At 61.0% G+C, this 16,238-nt stretch carries 14 protein-coding genes; 6 read left to right on the top strand and 8 right to left on the bottom strand.

Going from position 1 to position 16,238, the window contains the following annotated elements; translation table 11 throughout:
• Positions 1–20: 20 nt before the first annotated feature.
• From ROSERS_RS08970 to rpsA, 4 genes are all read right to left on the bottom strand, one after another.
• Complete coding sequence (locus ROSERS_RS08970) at positions 21–1,106, bottom strand: PIN/TRAM domain-containing protein (RefSeq protein ID WP_011956470.1); 1,086 nt, start codon at positions 1,104–1,106, stop codon at positions 21–23.
• 32 nt (positions 1,107–1,138) lie between these two features.
• Complete coding sequence (radA, locus tag ROSERS_RS08965; protein ID WP_083763280.1) at positions 1,139–2,587, bottom strand: DNA repair protein RadA; 1,449 nt, start codon at positions 2,585–2,587, stop codon at positions 1,139–1,141.
• 201 nt (positions 2,588–2,788) lie between these two features.
• Positions 2,789–5,326, bottom strand: coding sequence for an ATP-dependent Clp protease ATP-binding subunit (locus tag ROSERS_RS08960; protein WP_011956468.1), 2,538 nt, complete (start codon positions 5,324–5,326; stop codon positions 2,789–2,791).
• A gap of 79 nt (positions 5,327–5,405) precedes the next feature.
• A complete protein-coding gene (rpsA, locus tag ROSERS_RS08955; RefSeq protein ID WP_011956467.1) occupies positions 5,406–6,617 on the bottom strand; it encodes a 30S ribosomal protein S1 in 1,212 nt (403 codons plus the stop codon).
• Between the two features lie 253 nt (positions 6,618–6,870).
• On the opposite strand from rpsA, the gene ROSERS_RS08950 reads away from it, so the two are divergent.
• From ROSERS_RS08950 to ROSERS_RS08935, 4 genes are all read left to right on the top strand, one after another.
• Positions 6,871–7,722, top strand: coding sequence for a hypothetical protein (locus ROSERS_RS08950; protein ID WP_049767490.1), 852 nt, complete (start codon positions 6,871–6,873; stop codon positions 7,720–7,722).
• Between the two features lie 243 nt (positions 7,723–7,965).
• Positions 7,966–9,018 carry a pyruvate dehydrogenase (acetyl-transferring) E1 component subunit alpha gene (gene pdhA / locus ROSERS_RS08945; protein WP_011956465.1) on the top strand — a complete coding sequence of 351 codons (1,053 nt, stop codon included), beginning with the start codon at positions 7,966–7,968 and terminating at the stop codon, positions 9,016–9,018.
• 3 nt (positions 9,019–9,021) lie between these two features.
• Positions 9,022–9,990, top strand: a complete 969-nt coding sequence (locus tag ROSERS_RS08940) for an alpha-ketoacid dehydrogenase subunit beta (protein WP_011956464.1) — start codon at positions 9,022–9,024, stop codon at positions 9,988–9,990.
• A gap of 11 nt (positions 9,991–10,001) precedes the next feature.
• Positions 10,002–11,381 carry a dihydrolipoamide acetyltransferase family protein gene (locus tag ROSERS_RS08935; RefSeq protein WP_011956463.1) on the top strand — a complete coding sequence of 460 codons (1,380 nt, stop codon included), beginning with the start codon at positions 10,002–10,004 and terminating at the stop codon, positions 11,379–11,381.
• A gap of 68 nt (positions 11,382–11,449) precedes the next feature.
• Here the strand turns inward: ROSERS_RS08935 and ROSERS_RS08930 are convergent, their stop codons facing one another.
• From ROSERS_RS08930 to ROSERS_RS08915, 4 genes are read right to left on the bottom strand one after another with little or no spacing between them, the layout of a single operon-like run.
• Positions 11,450–11,866 (bottom strand): CBS domain-containing protein, encoded by a 417-nt coding sequence (locus ROSERS_RS08930; protein ID WP_049767489.1) that lies wholly within the window; start codon positions 11,864–11,866, stop codon positions 11,450–11,452.
• Between the two features lie 47 nt (positions 11,867–11,913).
• Positions 11,914–12,522 carry an acyltransferase gene (locus ROSERS_RS08925; protein WP_232282797.1) on the bottom strand — a complete coding sequence of 203 codons (609 nt, stop codon included), beginning with the start codon at positions 12,520–12,522 and terminating at the stop codon, positions 11,914–11,916.
• Complete coding sequence (locus ROSERS_RS08920) at positions 12,519–12,890, bottom strand: YraN family protein (RefSeq protein ID WP_011956460.1); 372 nt, start codon at positions 12,888–12,890, stop codon at positions 12,519–12,521. The genes ROSERS_RS08925 and ROSERS_RS08920 overlap by 4 nt, the downstream gene beginning before the upstream one ends.
• 6 nt (positions 12,891–12,896) lie before the next feature.
• The gene (locus ROSERS_RS08915) at positions 12,897–14,150 is read right to left on the bottom strand and encodes a Glu/Leu/Phe/Val family dehydrogenase (protein ID WP_011956459.1); all 1,254 of its coding nucleotides are present in this window, start codon (positions 14,148–14,150) and stop codon (positions 12,897–12,899) included.
• A gap of 243 nt (positions 14,151–14,393) precedes the next feature.
• Here ROSERS_RS08915 and ROSERS_RS08910 point away from each other — a divergent pair, with 243 nt between their 5' ends.
• Both ROSERS_RS08910 and ROSERS_RS08905 read left to right on the top strand, forming a co-directional pair.
• Positions 14,394–15,029, top strand: coding sequence for an orotate phosphoribosyltransferase (locus tag ROSERS_RS08910; RefSeq protein WP_011956458.1), 636 nt, complete (start codon positions 14,394–14,396; stop codon positions 15,027–15,029).
• Between the two features lie 16 nt (positions 15,030–15,045).
• Positions 15,046–16,179 (top strand): glycosyltransferase, encoded by a 1,134-nt coding sequence (locus tag ROSERS_RS08905; RefSeq protein ID WP_011956457.1) that lies wholly within the window; start codon positions 15,046–15,048, stop codon positions 16,177–16,179.
• Positions 16,180–16,238 lie beyond the last annotated feature (59 nt).

Here is a 16,238-nt window from a genome sequence, read left to right as displayed (position 1 = left end):
TTTCCTTCGCGCAGATCCCCTCACCCCTTCGCCACCTGTTCCAGGCGCAACTGCGCGAACACGATCCGACCGGTCTGCGTCTGATACACGCGCGTCACAATCGTGTCTACTTCGCGCCCGATCAGGCGTCGTGCATCTTCCACCACCACCATCGTGCCATCTTCCAGGAAGGAGATGCCCTGCTCGCGCTCGCGCCCGATGTCCCGAATCGTCACCCGCAGGTCCTGACCGGGGATGACGGGTGGGCGCACGGCATCGGCGAGCTGGTTCAGACTCAGGACTTTGACCCCCTGGAGTTCGGCGACCCGCCCCAGATTATGGTCGTTCGTGATCACCGGGCAACGATACTGGCGCGCCAGAATGACCAGTTTCTCGTCTACCCCCATCGTTCCCGGCACCTCGACGTTCAACACCTCGACCGTGTTGTGCATCTGTTTTTGCATCGTGTTCAAGATTTCAAGACCACGACGCCCCTTCATCCGACGCAGTTCGTCGGCTGAGTCCGCCAGCGATTGCAGTTCGTGCAGCACAAAATTGGGCACCAGGAGCGTCCCCTCGATGAAGCCGGTCTGCGCCACGGCTGCAATGCGCCCATCGACAATCGCAGACGTATCGACCAGGTAGCGCCGCTGTGGCTGGATCGCATCGCCAACCTGCTGCGACCAGGAGAACGTTCCGCGCCGCGATGCAAGCAGGAGATCGGCAATGTCCTTTTTGCGACTGGAGAAGATCAGGGCGCCGAGATATGCCAGCGCCCCGGCAACGATGATCGGCGCAAACTGACCGAACGGCGGCGGCAGTTGCGCCAGCGGAACAGACAGGAGGACGGCGAAGATGAGACCAACCAGCGCACCAAAGACCAGCGCCGTCAACTCGGCTATCGACACGCTGCGCATATGGCGGACCAGATCGCGCACCGGTTCGACCGTCCAGCGATGGGTGGTCAACAGTCCCAATCCTGCTCCTGCCAGCGTCAGCAATTGGGTCGCCAGTATTTCGATTTCAGTTGGCGGTTCGCCCGATAACGCGATACCAATGCGAAAACCCAGGTACCCTAATCCGAACATCCCTGCCAGACGAACCAGAAAATTGAGACTGATTTTCATGAATGTGAATGCCACCAGAAGAGACTACCATGTCACTGATCGCCAGATACAGAATCTGGCGCCGCGGTTTGTGAACCGGCGTCAGGAGCGCCACACGCCGACCCGTGCCGCACGCCGGGGTTGTGCAGCGCAATCTCGATGGCATCGGCGAGTGCGCGCGCCATCACGACGCCAAGACCATCCACCCGGGGCGGATGGGTCGTTTCCGGGCAGAGCGCGCGGGTGAAACCGAGTCCCGACGCTTCCATCAGGCGTCGTTCCAGCTGCCCCGCGCTGCGTAACTCCCCCGCCAGCCCGACTTCGCCAACCATGGCAAGGTCCGGGTGCACGCGCTGGTTGCGGAACGACGACGCAATAGCGACCGCAACTGCCAGATCGACGGCTGGTTCATCGATGCGCAGACCACCTACAATGTTAACATAAACATCCTGATTGAACAAAGGCAACCCGACACGTTTGGTCAGCACTGCCACCAGCATGAGCAACCGGTTCATATCGAATCCGTTGGCAGTACGGCGCGGCTGAGCGCTGGCGCTGCTGGCGGTCAGCGCCTGGACTTCAACCAGGATCGGGCGCGTTCCTTCCATTGTCACTGCCACTGCCGATCCAGGCGCATCGGCGGTGCGCTCCGAGAGAAATGCCTGCGAGGGATTGGGCACTTCGCATAACCCCTGCGCAGTCATCTCGAACACGCCGACCTCGTCGGTCGAGCCGAAGCGATTCTTGACGCCGCGCAGCAAGCGGTACTGATGGAAGCGATCTCCTTCGAGATACAGCACCACATCGACAATATGTTCCAGCACGCGCGGTCCGGCGATGGTTCCTTCTTTGGTCACGTGACCGACCAGAAACATGGGAATGGCGTGATCTTTGGCGAGCCGCAGCAGGCGCAATGCCCCTTCGCGCACCTGACTGACGCTGCCGGCGGCGGAACCGATCTCGTCCAGGTACACCGTCTGGATCGAATCGACCACTACCAGGTGCGGTTTGAGCGCTGCAATCTGATCAAGAATGACGTTCAGGTTCGTTTCGGAGTAGACCAGCAGGTGTTCCGGTTCCAACCCCATGCGCGCTGCGCGCAGTTTGATCTGCTGCACCGACTCTTCTGCTGAGACGTAGAGCGCCGGACCGACATGCTCCGCAAAATGGGCAGCCGCCTGAAGCAACAGGCTGCTCTTGCCAATCCCCGGTTCACCGCCGATCAACACCACGCTGCCGGGTACCAGACCGCCGCCCAACACCCCGGCAAACTCACTCCCCAGCACCGGCAGTCGCACAAAGCCGCCGATGGCGACATCGCGCAGACCCACCGGACGGCTCTGCATACCTGGAACAGCGCTGCGACTGCGCGGCGTCACATCTCGTCGCTCGGTCTGTTCAACCAGGCTGTCCCATGTTCCACAATCGGGGCATCTGCCCATCCAGCGCGACTGCTGTGAACCGCACTGCTGGCAGACGAATACGGTACGCGCTTTCGCCACACTGCACCGCCTGACTTGCACTGAATAGCGATTCCGTAGAACTCAGCGATGCTGACCTGGAAAGCCAGTAACGCTCATATGTTCCATTATACACCGGGATCGCGCTCCTTATCCAGGCTGCTCTCCATCGCAAAAAAACCAGAGCCGAAGCAGTCACATCAACTGCTCCGGCTCCAGGGCGTCGCTTATTCTGTGTGTCGATCAACCGGAGACTTCAACCGTCTCCGTTTCCACCGTCTCCTCCACTTCACGCGCCGGACGCAGGCGGAGGTACTGTTCGCCATTGTCGAGGGTCGCCACATCGACCAGCACCCGATCCCCGGAGCGGAAGCGACCTTCCAGCACTCCTTCCGAGAGCGGGTCTTCGATCAGGTTGGTGATGATGCGGCGCAACGGGCGGGCGCCATACGCCGGATCGTAGCCGCGCTTTGCCAGCAGATCGCAGGCTTCGTCGGTGATCTCGAGCGTCAGATTGTGCTCCTTGAGTTGATCCTGCACCCGCTTGAGCATCAACCGCGTAATCTGCCGGATCTCATCGTTCGTCAGCGCGTGGAAGATGATCGTCGCATCGATGCGGTTGAGGAACTCAGGGCGGAACAACTGCTTGAGCGCATCATCCACCTTCTTGCGAATATCCTCGTTGTCCAGCTCGCTGCCGCTACTGTAACCGGAGAACCCAATGCGCGACGCGCGTCGGATGTGCTCGGTGCCGACGTTCGAGGTCATGATGATGATCGTATTGCGGAAATCGACCCGCCGCCCCTTGCCGTCGGTCAGGTGCCCGTCCTCCAGCACCTGGAGCAGCAGGTTGAACGCATCGGGGTGCGCTTTCTCGATCTCGTCGAACAGCACCACCGAGTACGGTTTGCGGCGCACCGCATCGGTCAACTGACCACCTTCGCCATACCCCACATACCCCGGCGGCGACCCGACCAGACGCGACGTGGTGTGGCGCTCCTGGAACTCGGACATATCGATCTTGATCAGGTGCTCTTCGGAGCCGAACATGAACTCCGCCAGCGCCTTTGCCAGTTCGGTCTTGCCGACGCCGGTAGGACCGAGGAAGATAAACGAGCCGATCGGTCGCTTGGGGTCTTTCAGACCGGCGCGGGCGCGGCGCACCGACTTGGAGATGGTCACAATCGCCTCGTGCTGACCAATGACGCGACTGTGCAGATACTCCTCCATCTGGAGCAGGCGCGTGGTTTCGTCACCCTTCAGGCGCTTGACCGGGATGCCGGTCCACATGCCGACGACCTCGGCAATATCGTCTTCGGTGACATACGGGCGCTCCATCAGGTGCGCATCGCTGCCGATGCCCAGTTCGGCTTCGATCTTCTGGATACGCGCAAGCATGCGCTCTTCCCGCTCGCGGAGATCGGCAGCGAGTTCGAACTGCTGATCCTCGATTGCCGCCTCACGCTCCTTGCGGATCGCCTCCAGACCACGCAGCGCATCGCGCAGCGAAGGGGGAGTCGCCGAGCGCGTCATGCGCACGCGCGCCGCAGCCTCATCGATCAGGTCAATCGCCTTATCCGGCAGGAAGCGGTCGGGCACGTAGCGCGCCGAGAGGTGCGCTGCCGCCTTGATCGCCTCATCGGAAATCTGCAACTGATGGAAATCCTCATAGCGACTCTTGATGCCGCGCAGGATTTCGATGGTTTCTTCTTCGGTCGGTTGTTCGACCATCACGGGCTGGAAGCGCCGCTCAAGGGCTGCGTCACGCTCGATATACTTGCGATACTCGTCGAGCGTTGTGGCGCCAATCGTCTGCAACTCACCGCGCGACAACGCTGGCTTCAGAATGTTCGCAGCATCAAGCGTACCTTCCGCGCCGCCGGCGCCGATGATCGTATGGAACTCATCGATGAACAGGATGCAGCGGGTTTCCTTGATCTCATCGACCACCCGCTTCAACCGCTCCTCGAACTGACCACGATACTTCGTGCCAGCGACGAGTGCGCCCATATCGAGCGTCACGACCCGCTTCCCTTTGATGCTGTCCGGCACATCGCCTGCCACAATCCGCTGCGCCAGACCCTCGACAATCGCCGTCTTCCCAACGCCTGGCTCGCCGATGAGCGCCGGGTTATTCTTCGTGCGACGGCTGAGAATCTGAATGACTCGCTCGATCTCGTGCTGACGACCGATGACCGGGTCGAGGCGCCCGGCTTCCGCCATCTCCGTCAGATCGGTGCCCAGGGCGTCGAGGTACGGCGTCTTACTCTGGCGTTGCGATGATTGCGATGAACCCGACGAGACCGTACCGGGGCGTTCGAGACCCGCACCGGCGCCCTGACGCAGCACGCGCATCACGTTTGTGCGCACCTGTTCAAGTGATACGCCAAGAATGTCGAGCACACCGGTCGCCACGCCCTCACCGTTACGCACCAGTCCGAGCAGCAGGTGTTCGGTGCCGATGTAGTGGTGATTCAGCCGCTTGGCTTCCTCGACCGCATATGCAATTACCTTCTTGGCGCGTGCCGTGAGTTCCAGGTCCTGTCGCGGCGCACCCTCGCCATGACCAACGATGAACTCAACAGCGTGGCGCGCCTGCACGAGTTTGACCCCCAACTCGTCCAGCACACGTGCTGCAACGCCTTCACCCTCACGGATCAGACCGAGCAGCAGATGCTCGGTGCCGATGTACGGGTGATTGAACGCACGCGCCTCTTCGGTGGCAATTTGCAGCACCTGTTTCGCGCGTTTTGTAAACTTATCGAACGCCCGATCGGACATGGCTATTCTCCCTGGCACTGTGAAATACAACCAGAAACCTGGAACCGTCCCTTCGCCGCGCACCAGATGGGCGGCGCACTCACTCCCCGGCGGCGACCTCCGTATCGTCAGATGGCGGGCGCATACTCAAACCGATGCGTTTTCGCGCCGGATCGATCCGAATGATACGCGCCTGGACGACATCCCCTTCCTGCAACACATCGCGCGGATGCTGGACGCGCCCATCACCCATTTCAGAGACGTGGATCAGTCCTTCGACGCCATCTTCGATCCGCACAAACGCCCCGAACGGCGCCAGCTGCGTCACCACTCCTTCGACCATCTGGCCGATCTGGTAGCGTTCACCAACCGTCGCCCACGGCTCGTGTTGGGTGCGCTTCAGCGAGAGCGCAATGCGCTTCCGTTCGTTATCGATGCTGAGAACGTAGACCTGCACTTTATCGCCAGGTTTCAGCACCTCGCCTGGATGCTTGATCCGGCTCCAGGAAATCTCGGAAAGATGCACCAGGCCATCAGCGCCGCCTATATCAACAAACGCGCCGAAGTCGCAGACGGATGTCACGATCCCTTCGCGGACATCGCCTTCCTTCAGCGCCGAGAGCAACTCGCCCTTACGCCCTTCGCGCATATCCATCGCAGCCTGGCGTTCGGAAAGGATCAGCCGGTTGCGGTTCCGATTGATCTCGATCACCTTCAGCATCAGAGTCTGACCAACCATCCGCGCCATCTCCGACTGCTTCTGGGTATCAGAACCGCGACTGATGCCGCTGACCTGCGACGAAGGCACGAAGCCGCGCACCCCGTCGAGATTGACCAGCAAGCCGCCTTTATTGTAATTGACAACCCTGGCTTCGATGACCTCGCCGGTCTCGTAGCACTGCTGCAACCGCCGCCAGCTCTTTTCCTGGCGCGCCCGGTCGATCGACAGGGTTGCTCGCCCTTCCTTGTCTTCCGACTGAACCACAAAGACCAGCAGTGAGTCGCCGGGCTTCAGCGCCGCGCGATCTTCTTCGGAGAGCGATTGCATCTCCTTCGCCGGCACCACACCCTCAGCTTTGGCGCCGATATCGACCAGAATCTCATCACGGCTGACCCGCATAATAATGCCGTCAACCGTGTCGCCGTACTGAAGATTGCGATAGTCGTGAGCAGGGTTGGCGAGGAACTGTTCCATCAGTTCCCGGTCGCTCCGTTGATCGGCGCCCTGACCGTTGGCGTAGTCAGCATCACCGGGCGACTGAGCAGTACTCGTCGTATGATGGTTTGTTGCAGCCTGTTCTTGCTGTTCCATGCCCTTTCCTTATCCCGGCGGCAAGAGGTGATATGCGCCAGAGGGCGAATAGGTGCGCGGGACTTTGTGGTATTATACGGCGTTCACATGCAAAACGCAAGCGTAACGGTGCGCAATCGCTCGCCTGAGGCGGGTCAGTTCGGCGTTGCCTGAATGCAGCTTTTTTGCTATACTTGTCAGTTGGATTGATACGCTTGCTGCATTCATATGCAGAACGTACACCCGCCAGGTCTGGAAAGCGAGTTTCGTCGCCGTGGAGCAGTTGACCACCATCGTGGGGCATCTCGCTCCGGATCTCGATTGTCTGACGGCAATCTGGATTCTGGTGCGGTTTGGCGGCGCAGGCAACGCGGCGCTTCAATTTGTGCCTGCGGGACAGACCCTCCACAATCGCCCGCCCGATGAAGACCCCCACATCATTCATGTCGATACTGGCGGTGGACGGTTCGACCACCATCGGCCCGACGCACAGGGATTGTGCGCCGCTGAACTGGTACGCCGCAGTGTCGCTCCCGACGATGAGGCGCTTGCCCGGCTGGTCGAGCAGGTCAATCAGATTGACCACGCCTCCGCTCCACGCGGTTCGCAGGGGTTTTTCAACGTCAACGCCCTGGTCTCCGGCTACAACTTGCTGTTCCCTAATCGCCCTCACCATGTGGCATACGCTATGCTCCCCAATCTGGATGCATGGTATGAGCACGAGCAGCGCCAGATCCGCCTCGAAAAGGCGTTTGCGCGGCGCGTCGAGTTCGAGACGCCGTGGGGGCTGGGGATTGCGCTTGACGGCGATGATGGCGGGTCGAGTAAACTGGCGTATCGCCACGGCGCAGTGCTGTATGCGTATCGGAATGAACAGGGATGGATGGGCATCGCCGCCCGATCACGATCGAATGTCGATCTGTCGCCGGTCTATCACGACCTGCGCATCATTGATCGTGACGCTGACTGGTATCTGCACCCGGGAAAACGGATGCTGCTCTGTGGCACGCCCAAGGCGCCGCCTCGCTCCCTCTCGCGCCTGACGCTGGCAGAACTGGTGCGGGTCATCCAGGGTGAGGCGCTGTTTATGGAACACGCGGCGCCGGTCGTCAACCGGCGCAAGTAGTTTCAGCATGAACGTTCCGCCATACCTGGCGGTTGCTGCAAGCGAGAGCGCGTCTCCGCCGCGCTGTCGCTTCTTCCGAGTCTATCATCATAGTGTGGATGCTGTTTGGACTATGCAATAGCGCACTGAATCGCGTGGAAGCGCCATTGCAATGGAAGCGTGTGCGCCCGCAGCGCGGGCGCCAGGCGATTGGAGCAATATGCGCCATGCCTCTGGCGCATCAACGAAAGGGAAGCACGATTTATGGCGCACGTTGATGAACATGGACGCAACTCTGCTGGCATCCTCTCGAACGACTCCGGGCTTGATGCTGCAACGCTGATCGACTATTACCGTCAGATGGTGCTCATCCGTCGCTTCGAAGAGAAATGCCAGGAGATGTATACCAGAGCGAAAATTGGCGGGTTCCTCCACCTGTACATCGGCGAAGAGGCGACTGCCGTCGGCGCGATTGCCGCTCTGCGACCCGATGACCATATTTTCACCCATTATCGTGATCACGGTCACGCGATTGCGCGCGGACTCGACATTAATGCACTGATGGCGGAACTGTTCGGCAAGGTGACCGGTTGCTCGAAAGGGTTGGGCGGCTCAATGCACTTTGCCGATGCCAGCAAGAACTTCTGGGGCGGGTATGCGATCGTGGGCAGCCACCTGCCCCTGGCGACCGGTGTGGCGCTGGGAATGAAAATGCAGCGTAAAGACTCGGTCGTGATGGTCTTCTTTGGCGATGGCGCCACCAATGGCGGCGAGTTCTACGAGTCGCTCAATTTTGCGCAACTCTGGAAATTGCCGGTTGTCTTTGTCTGCGAGAATAATCTCTACGCCATGGGGACGCCGCTGGAAGTCCATTCGTCGGTCACCGAAATCTACCGCAAAGCGTGCGCCTTTGATATGAAGGCGGAACGGGTGGACGGCAACGATGTGCTGGTGATGCGCGAAGCCTCCCTGCGCGCGGTTGAGCATGCGCGTTCCGGCAAAGGACCGGTGCTGCTCGAAGCGATGACCTACCGCTTTCGCGGTCATTCGGCGCAGGATACGCAAAAGTACCGCACCAAAGAGGATATCGAACGCCACCGGCGGAACGATCCGATTGTGCGGTATCGCACGCTGCTGCTCAACGAGGGCATTGCCACCGAACAACAGATCCGTGATATTGACCGGATGATCGACGATCAGGTCGAAGCGGCGGTACGCTTCGCCGACGAGAGTCCGGAGCCAGGGCACGAATGGATTACACAGGCAGGCGTGTATGCCGCGCCGATTGCAGTCGACCCACCCATCCATGGAGAATGAACTATGCCGGTCATAACTGTCCGCGAAGCGCTGCGCCAGGCATTGCACGACGCAATGCAGGACGAGCGCGTCTTTATCATTGGTGAGGATATCGGGCATTACGGCAGCACGTATGGCGTCACTGCCGGATTCCTCGAACAGTACGGACCAGAACGCATCCGCGACGCTCCGATCGCCGAATCCGGCATTGTCGGCATCGCCATTGGCGCAGCAATGGTCGGCATGCGCCCGATCGCCGAAATTATGTCGGTGAATTTTTCACTGCTGGCGTTCGATATGCTCTTCAACCACGCCGCCAAGATCTACAGCATGTTCGGCGGCCAGATGACGGTGCCGATGGTGCTGCGCACGACTAACGGCTGGACGCAACTTTCCGCCACCCACTCGCAGTCGTTCGATGTCTACTTTGCCCATATGCCGGGTCTCAAGGTCGTTGCGCCAGCGACGCCCTACGATATGAAGGGAATGCTGAAGGCGGCGATCGAGGACCCCGATCCGGTGGTGTTCATCGAGCATACCTTGATGTACACCGTCAAGGGTGAGGTACCAGAGGAGAGTTATACGGTTCCGCTGGGCAAAGCGCGTCTGGCGCGCGAAGGGCGCGATATGACCGTCGTCACCTATTCGCGCATGGTGCACCTCTCGCAGCAGGCAGCCGACATTCTTGCCCGCGATGGCATCGAGGTCGAAATCGTTGATCTGCGCACGTTGCGTCCGCTCGATATGAGTGTGGCGATCGAAAGTTTCAAGAAAACCAACCGCGCTGTCGTCGTAACCGAAGACTGGCAATCGTTCGGCACGAGCGCGGAAATTGCGGCGCGCCTGTATGAATATGGCTTCGATTATCTCGACGCGCCAATTGCGCGGGTCAACTTCCGCGAAGTGCCCATGCCTTACTCGAAGAATCTGGAGTTGCAGACCGTGGTGACTGTCGATCGGATCGTGCATGCGATCCGCAAGACGCTGTCGTAGTGGAGAAGTATATGCCTGACATTACTATGCCCAAGATGGGCTTCGATATGCAGGAGGGCACGATCGTTCGCTGGCTGAAAAAGCCGGGTGACGCGGTGCGCCGCGGCGAACCGATTGCCGAAATCGAGACCGATAAGGTGACGATCGAAATCGAGGCGTTCGAGTCTGGCACTCTGACGGAGATTGTCGTTCAGGAAGGGCAGTCTGCGCCGGTCAATGCGGTCATCGCCCGGCTCGACGGCGGGAATGGTTCGCAGGCGCCTGTACCGGTCGCCGCTGCGCCAGCAGTTCCCCCGCCTGCGGAGGTGTCGCCTCCGCCTGCGCCGCTTCCCGAAACACCGGCGCCTCTGGCAGAGCCTCCGGCGGACATTGGTGACATCCGCGCATCCCCGCTGGCGCGTCGGCTGGCGCGTGAGTACGGCATCGACCTTCGCCAGGTGCGCGGCAGTGGTCCGGCAGGGCGAATCGTAAAGGAAGATATTGAGGCGTACCTGAGCGCTCGCGGCGGTGCACCCGCCCCCACGCCGGTCAGTGCGCCCCCGCCCGCTCCCGCAGCGGTCAGCGCACCCCCGCCCGCTCCCGCAGCGGTCAGCGCACCCCCGCCCGCTCCCGCAGCGGTCAGCGCACCCCCGCCCGCTCCCGCAGCGGTCAGCGCACCCCCGCCCGCTCCCGCAGCGGTCAGTGTGGCGCAACCCACAGCGGGCGCCGTTGTACCGTTGAGCAATATGCGCAAAACGATTTCGCGCCGGATGATCCAGAGCTGGCAGCAGTTCCCCCATATTTTCGTCTCGATCGAGGTTGATATGGGCGCGGCGCTCGCTCTGCGCGCCCAGGCGAATGCCGGACGCCCCAGAGAGGATCAGATCTCGGTCAACGATATGGTGGTCAAGGCATGCGCTGTCGCGCTCCTGGCATTCCCGAACCTGAACGCTTCCTACAGCGATGATGGGATCATCCTGCACCCGACTGTGAACATCGCCATCGCGGTGGCGCTGGAGAGCGGACTGATGGCGCCGGTCGTCGCCAACTGCCAGGATCGGTCGCTCGGATCAATCGCGCGTGAAACCAAACGAATCGTTGCGCTGGCGCGCGAGGGGAAGATCACCCCCGACCTGCTCCAGGGGGGCACATTTACGGTCAGCAATCTGGGAATGTACGGCATTCCCGAATTCACCTCGATCATCACCCCGCCACAGGCGGCGAGTCTGGCAGTCGGCGCCATTCGCCGCACCCCGGCGTTCAAGGACGACAGCGACGAAGTTGTGGCAAAGCACCTGATGATGCTGACCCTCTCGGCGGATCACCGGGTCACCGATGGCGCCGAAGTTGCCCGGTTTCTCAACGACGTCAAACGACTGCTCGAACAGCCGCTGGCGCTACTGGTCGGTTAGAGGCGGGATCGATAGAGGGAGGGAGAGACGTTGCGGTGCAGCGTCTCTCTTTTCGTGCCCGGTTGTCGCTACGGAACCTGCATGGTCTCCAGCGCCCGCACAATGTCGGTCATCGACAGAATGCCGACGGGCCAGAAGCGCCCGTCATTCCGCTCTTCGACCACCACAAGCCGGTGGATATGGTTGCGGTTGAGCAGCTGAATAGCGCGCTCAAGTTCCATTTCCGGCATACAGGTGATCACGCTCCGGGTCATAATTTCGCCGACCGGACCGCGCATCACGTTCTCAAACGATGACCCCTCCTTCCACGCGCGCAACAGGTCGGTCTGCGACACGATGCCAGCCAGGTAACCAGGACCATCGACCACGACCAGCGCGTGGATGCGATGCTTCTGCATCAGTTCGATGGCTTCCTCGACCGGCGTTTCGACCCGACACGAAATGACGCCGTAGTGCATCACATCACTGACTCGTTTATGTTCCACGTGAGTCTCCCTTTCCCCGCACGGCTGCCGCTGGCGAACCTCAGCGTTCACCGCTCCTGCGCCGTGCGTTCGATGGCTTCTTCCTGCGTGGCGCAGCGAACGCCGCCCGCGCTTATATATCCTATCACACGCGCCGGGTTGCCAGCGACGATAGCATGGGCGGGCACATCGCGCGTGACGACCGCGCCAGCGCCGCACAATGCCCACTCCCCGACAGTCACCCCGGTGACGATGATCGCCCCTGCTCCGATCGAGGCGCCACGCCGGATGAGCGTTCGCCCCACCACCCAATCTGCGGCGCCTTTGAGCGACCCGTCTGGATTGATGGCGCGCGGGATGCGATCATTGGTGATCACAACGTGGGGACCGATAAAAACTCCATCTTCAACAGTGAGACCGTGGTAGAGCGAGGAGTTGTTCTGAATTTTGACGTGATCGCCGATGACCACCTCGAAATCGATATAGACATTCTTGCCGACGATGCACCCCTTGCCCAGCCTGGCGCGTTCACGAATCTGCGCGCCATGCCAGACGCGCGTTCCCTCGCCAATCTCCGCCTGCGGCGATACGTCGGCGGTTGGATGAATGAATGCCATACGATACTCCCGAATCGTTTCCGGTGTAGCGTCGCCATCGAACGGGTGACGGCGGTTCATGTCTCTTCAACAGCCGCGAGAATATGGTCAATCGCCACCCGCCCCTGCGATGCGACGGCAATCGCAACGACATCGATGCGCCATGGCGTATCTGCCGGAAGGTCATGGGCTGCAAGAAACAGGCAGGCAAGCATCATCAAACGCGCACGCTTGGCGCCGGTGATCGATCCGGCCGCCATTCCCGGATCGACACCCCGACGCGTGCGCACTTCCACGAACGCCAGCACACCGTCACGTTGTGCCACAATGTCGATCTCGCCAGCCGCGCAGCGCCATTTTTGCGCCACAACCTGGTACCCATGCTGCGCCAGGTACGCGACTGCCACCGCTTCGCCCCAATCACCGAGACGCCTGCGCCGCTCAGCCATGCCGCCTCATGGATAAATGCCGCGGATGCGGGTGGCCTCGGCAACGCGATTAACGGCGATCAGGTAGGCGGCAGTTCGCATATGAACGCGACGCTCGTGCGCGACACGCAGCACATGGTTGAACGCGCCCACCATGACGCGCTCGAGTTGGGCGTTGACTTCGCGTTCGGTCCAGAAGAACTCCTGCAATCCCTGCACCCATTCAAAATAACTGACCGTCACACCGCCAGCGCCAGCCAGGATATCCGGGATGACGAACACTCCGCGATCATACAGGATCGCATCGGCATCGGGAGTCGTTGGTCCGTTGGCGGCTTCGCCGATGATCCGCGCACGGATCCGGTCGGCGTTACGCGCCGTGATCTGCGAGTGAATCGCCGCCGGCACCAGAATATCGCACGGCAGTTCAAGCAATTCCGCATTCGTGACCTGATCGGCTTCCGGGAAACCGGCGACTGTGCCGGTGCGCTGCTTGTGGGCAATGACCGACGCCAGCGGCAAGCCGTTCCGGCGATAAATGCCGCCCTTGCTGTCCGACACGGCAACGATGGTCGCCCCCATTTCCTCCAGCAGACGCGCACAGGTGGCGCCAACATTGCCGAACCCCTGAATGACGATCCGCGCGCCAGCGATCGGGAAACTCAGCGCCTCGGCGGCTTCGCGCAGTACATACGACAACCCGCGCGCAGTCGCCTCACGCCGCCCATAGGAACCGCCGATATCGATCGGCTTGCCGGTGACGACCGCAGGAACCGTGTGCCCGCTATGCATCGAGTAGGTATCCATGATCCAGGCCATGATCTGCGGATTCGTGCCAATGTCCGGCGCCGGAATATCACGATCAGGACTGATCAGAATGCTGATTTCAGATGTATAGCGGCGGGTCAGCCGCTCGAGTTCACCCATCGACAGCGTGCGCGGATCGACAACCACCGCGCCTTTTGCACCGCCGTAGGGAATATTGACCGTCGCGCACTTCCATGTCATCCACATGCTCAGTGCGCGCACATCATCGATCGTGACCTGCGGATGGTAGCGAATGCCCCCCTTTGCCGGACCGCGTGTAATGTTGTGATGGACACGGTACCCGACGAACGTTTCGATCCGACCATCATCCATCTTGACCGGAAACGTCACCGTCAGTTCGCGTTGCGGAACTCGCAGGATGCGGCGGAGACCGGGTTCGAGTTGCAAGAGATCGGCTGCAATGTCGAACTGGCGCTGCGCGCTGGCGAGCGCGCTTTCCTGCTCCATAGTCATACTTCCTGTCCTCCTCGTTGAGCGTACTGTATCAGGACGACATCGTCCGCCTGTGCCACACGTTGCGTAGTATAGCACGATAGATGCGGGTGGCGGAAGATATGCAAAGTTAAGAGTTGTGAAACCAGAGCATGCTGTCCTGTTACGGAATGTTCACCCGGCGGCGCACACAGCGCACCGGATGACGCTTGTGGTATGATACTCCAGCACTGATACGATAATAAGCGATAGAGATATGTTGCGATGGTTGCCAGTTCTGCTTACGATATTGCGCGCGTGCTGATCGAGGCGGGCGCGGTGCTCATTCGCCCTTATCAGCCATTCACGTTCGCTTCCGGTCTCCGCTCGCCGATCTACTGCGATAACCGTATTCTGCTCGGCGATGTGGCAGCGCGCCGCATTGTGATCCGCAGTTTCGCCGCACACTGCACCGACGCCAGCGTTGTGTCCGGTCCGGCGACCGGCGGCATCCCGTGGGTTGCGTGGGTTGCAGAGATGAACGGCATACCGATGGCGTATGTCCGCAGCGCTGCAAAAGGGCATGGACGCGGGCGTCAGATCGAAGGCGCAGCGGTTGGCGGTCAGCGGATCGTTCTGCTGGAAGACACCGTCAGCACCGGCGAGAGCGCGCTCCAGGCAGCCGCAGCGATCCGCGCCGAAGGCGGCGTTGTGATGCGCTGTGTCTGTATTTTCACCTGGGGATGGCGTGAGACGACGGCGCGTTTTGCAGCGACAGACCTTGATCTTGTAGCGCTGGCAACCCTCGCCGACGTGCTCGAAGTCGCCCAGCACACCGGGCGCCTGACAGCGGACGAGCGTACCATGATCGAGGCATGGGCGATCAACCCCCAGGGCTGGTCGCCGCCGTCGGATGGATAGGCGCAGGTTGCCAGCAATGGAATCCACGAATGTCGCAAGCTCAGCACCGGCGATCAGGCATGACCATGCACCAGCGCTCCCGGTCGTCTGGCAATCGCGCTGGGGTCTCCCGATCGGGTATGCTGTCTCATCGGAAGCGCTGGCACTCGAACTTCTCTCGCGCGGCGTTGAACTGATGTATCGCCCGACACCCTGGCATATGCCGGGGGTGATCCGCCACCCGGCGCTGCGTGCAGCGGCGGCGCGCACGCCACGCGATGATGCGATCCAGGTCAGCTACGATCAGGCCGATCTGTTCTTCACTGAACATCCAGGGTACAAAATCGGATACACCATGCTGGAAGTCGATGGTCTGCCGCGCGAATGGGTCGCCGCATGCAACGCGATGGACGAAATCTGGACGCCAGGCCGCTGGGGGGCGACAGTGTTTGCCGATGCTGGCGTCACACGCCCGATTGTTGTGATGCCGCTGGGGTACGATCCGGCGCGTTTTCGTCCCGATGGACCGGCGCGTCGCATTGCCGGGCGATTCACCTTCCTGTCGATCTTCGAATGGGGTGAGCGCAAAGCGCCGGAGGTGTTGTTGCGCGCCTATGCAGCAGCGTTCACGCGACGCGATGATGTGCTGCTGGTGTTGCGCGTAAACAATTTCGATGCAGACGTCGATGTCGCCCGACAGATCGCTGCGCTCCGGCTGCCTGCCGATGCGCCGCCCATCGTTGTGATCTACAACCGTCAGATCAGCGACGATAGCCTGGGATCGCTCTACCGCAGCGCCGACTGTTTCGTGTTGCCGACTCGTGGTGAGGGATGGGGATTGCCCATTCTCGAAGCGATGGCGTGCGGGTTGCCGGTGATCGCCACCGACTGGAGCGGCCAGACCGAATTCTTCCACAGCGGGGTCGGCTACCCATTGCGTGTACGCCGACTGGTCGCCGCCAATGCCAAATGCCCCTACTATCTGGGATGGCGCTGGGCAGACCCGGATGAGGAGCACCTGATTGCGCTTATGCGCTATGTCTATGAACACCCTGGCGAAGCGCGACAGGTTGGCGCACGTGCGGCGCAGGAAGCAGCGGCGCGCTGGACGTGGGCGCACGCAGCAGAGCGGATCCATGCACGGCTGCTGGCAGTGGCAGCACCGGTTTGACGCTGTGCGTAATGTCGATTACACTTAGCGTTACTCCCGAAACGTGCGTTGTTGTGTAC

It is taken from the genome of Roseiflexus sp. RS-1, from assembly GCF_000016665.1.
In the GTDB taxonomy this organism is placed as follows: Bacteria; Chloroflexota; Chloroflexia; order Chloroflexales; family Roseiflexaceae; genus Roseiflexus.
The sequence above is the reverse complement of the archived record's forward strand: the minus strand, read 5'-3'. Positions and strand labels throughout refer to the sequence as shown.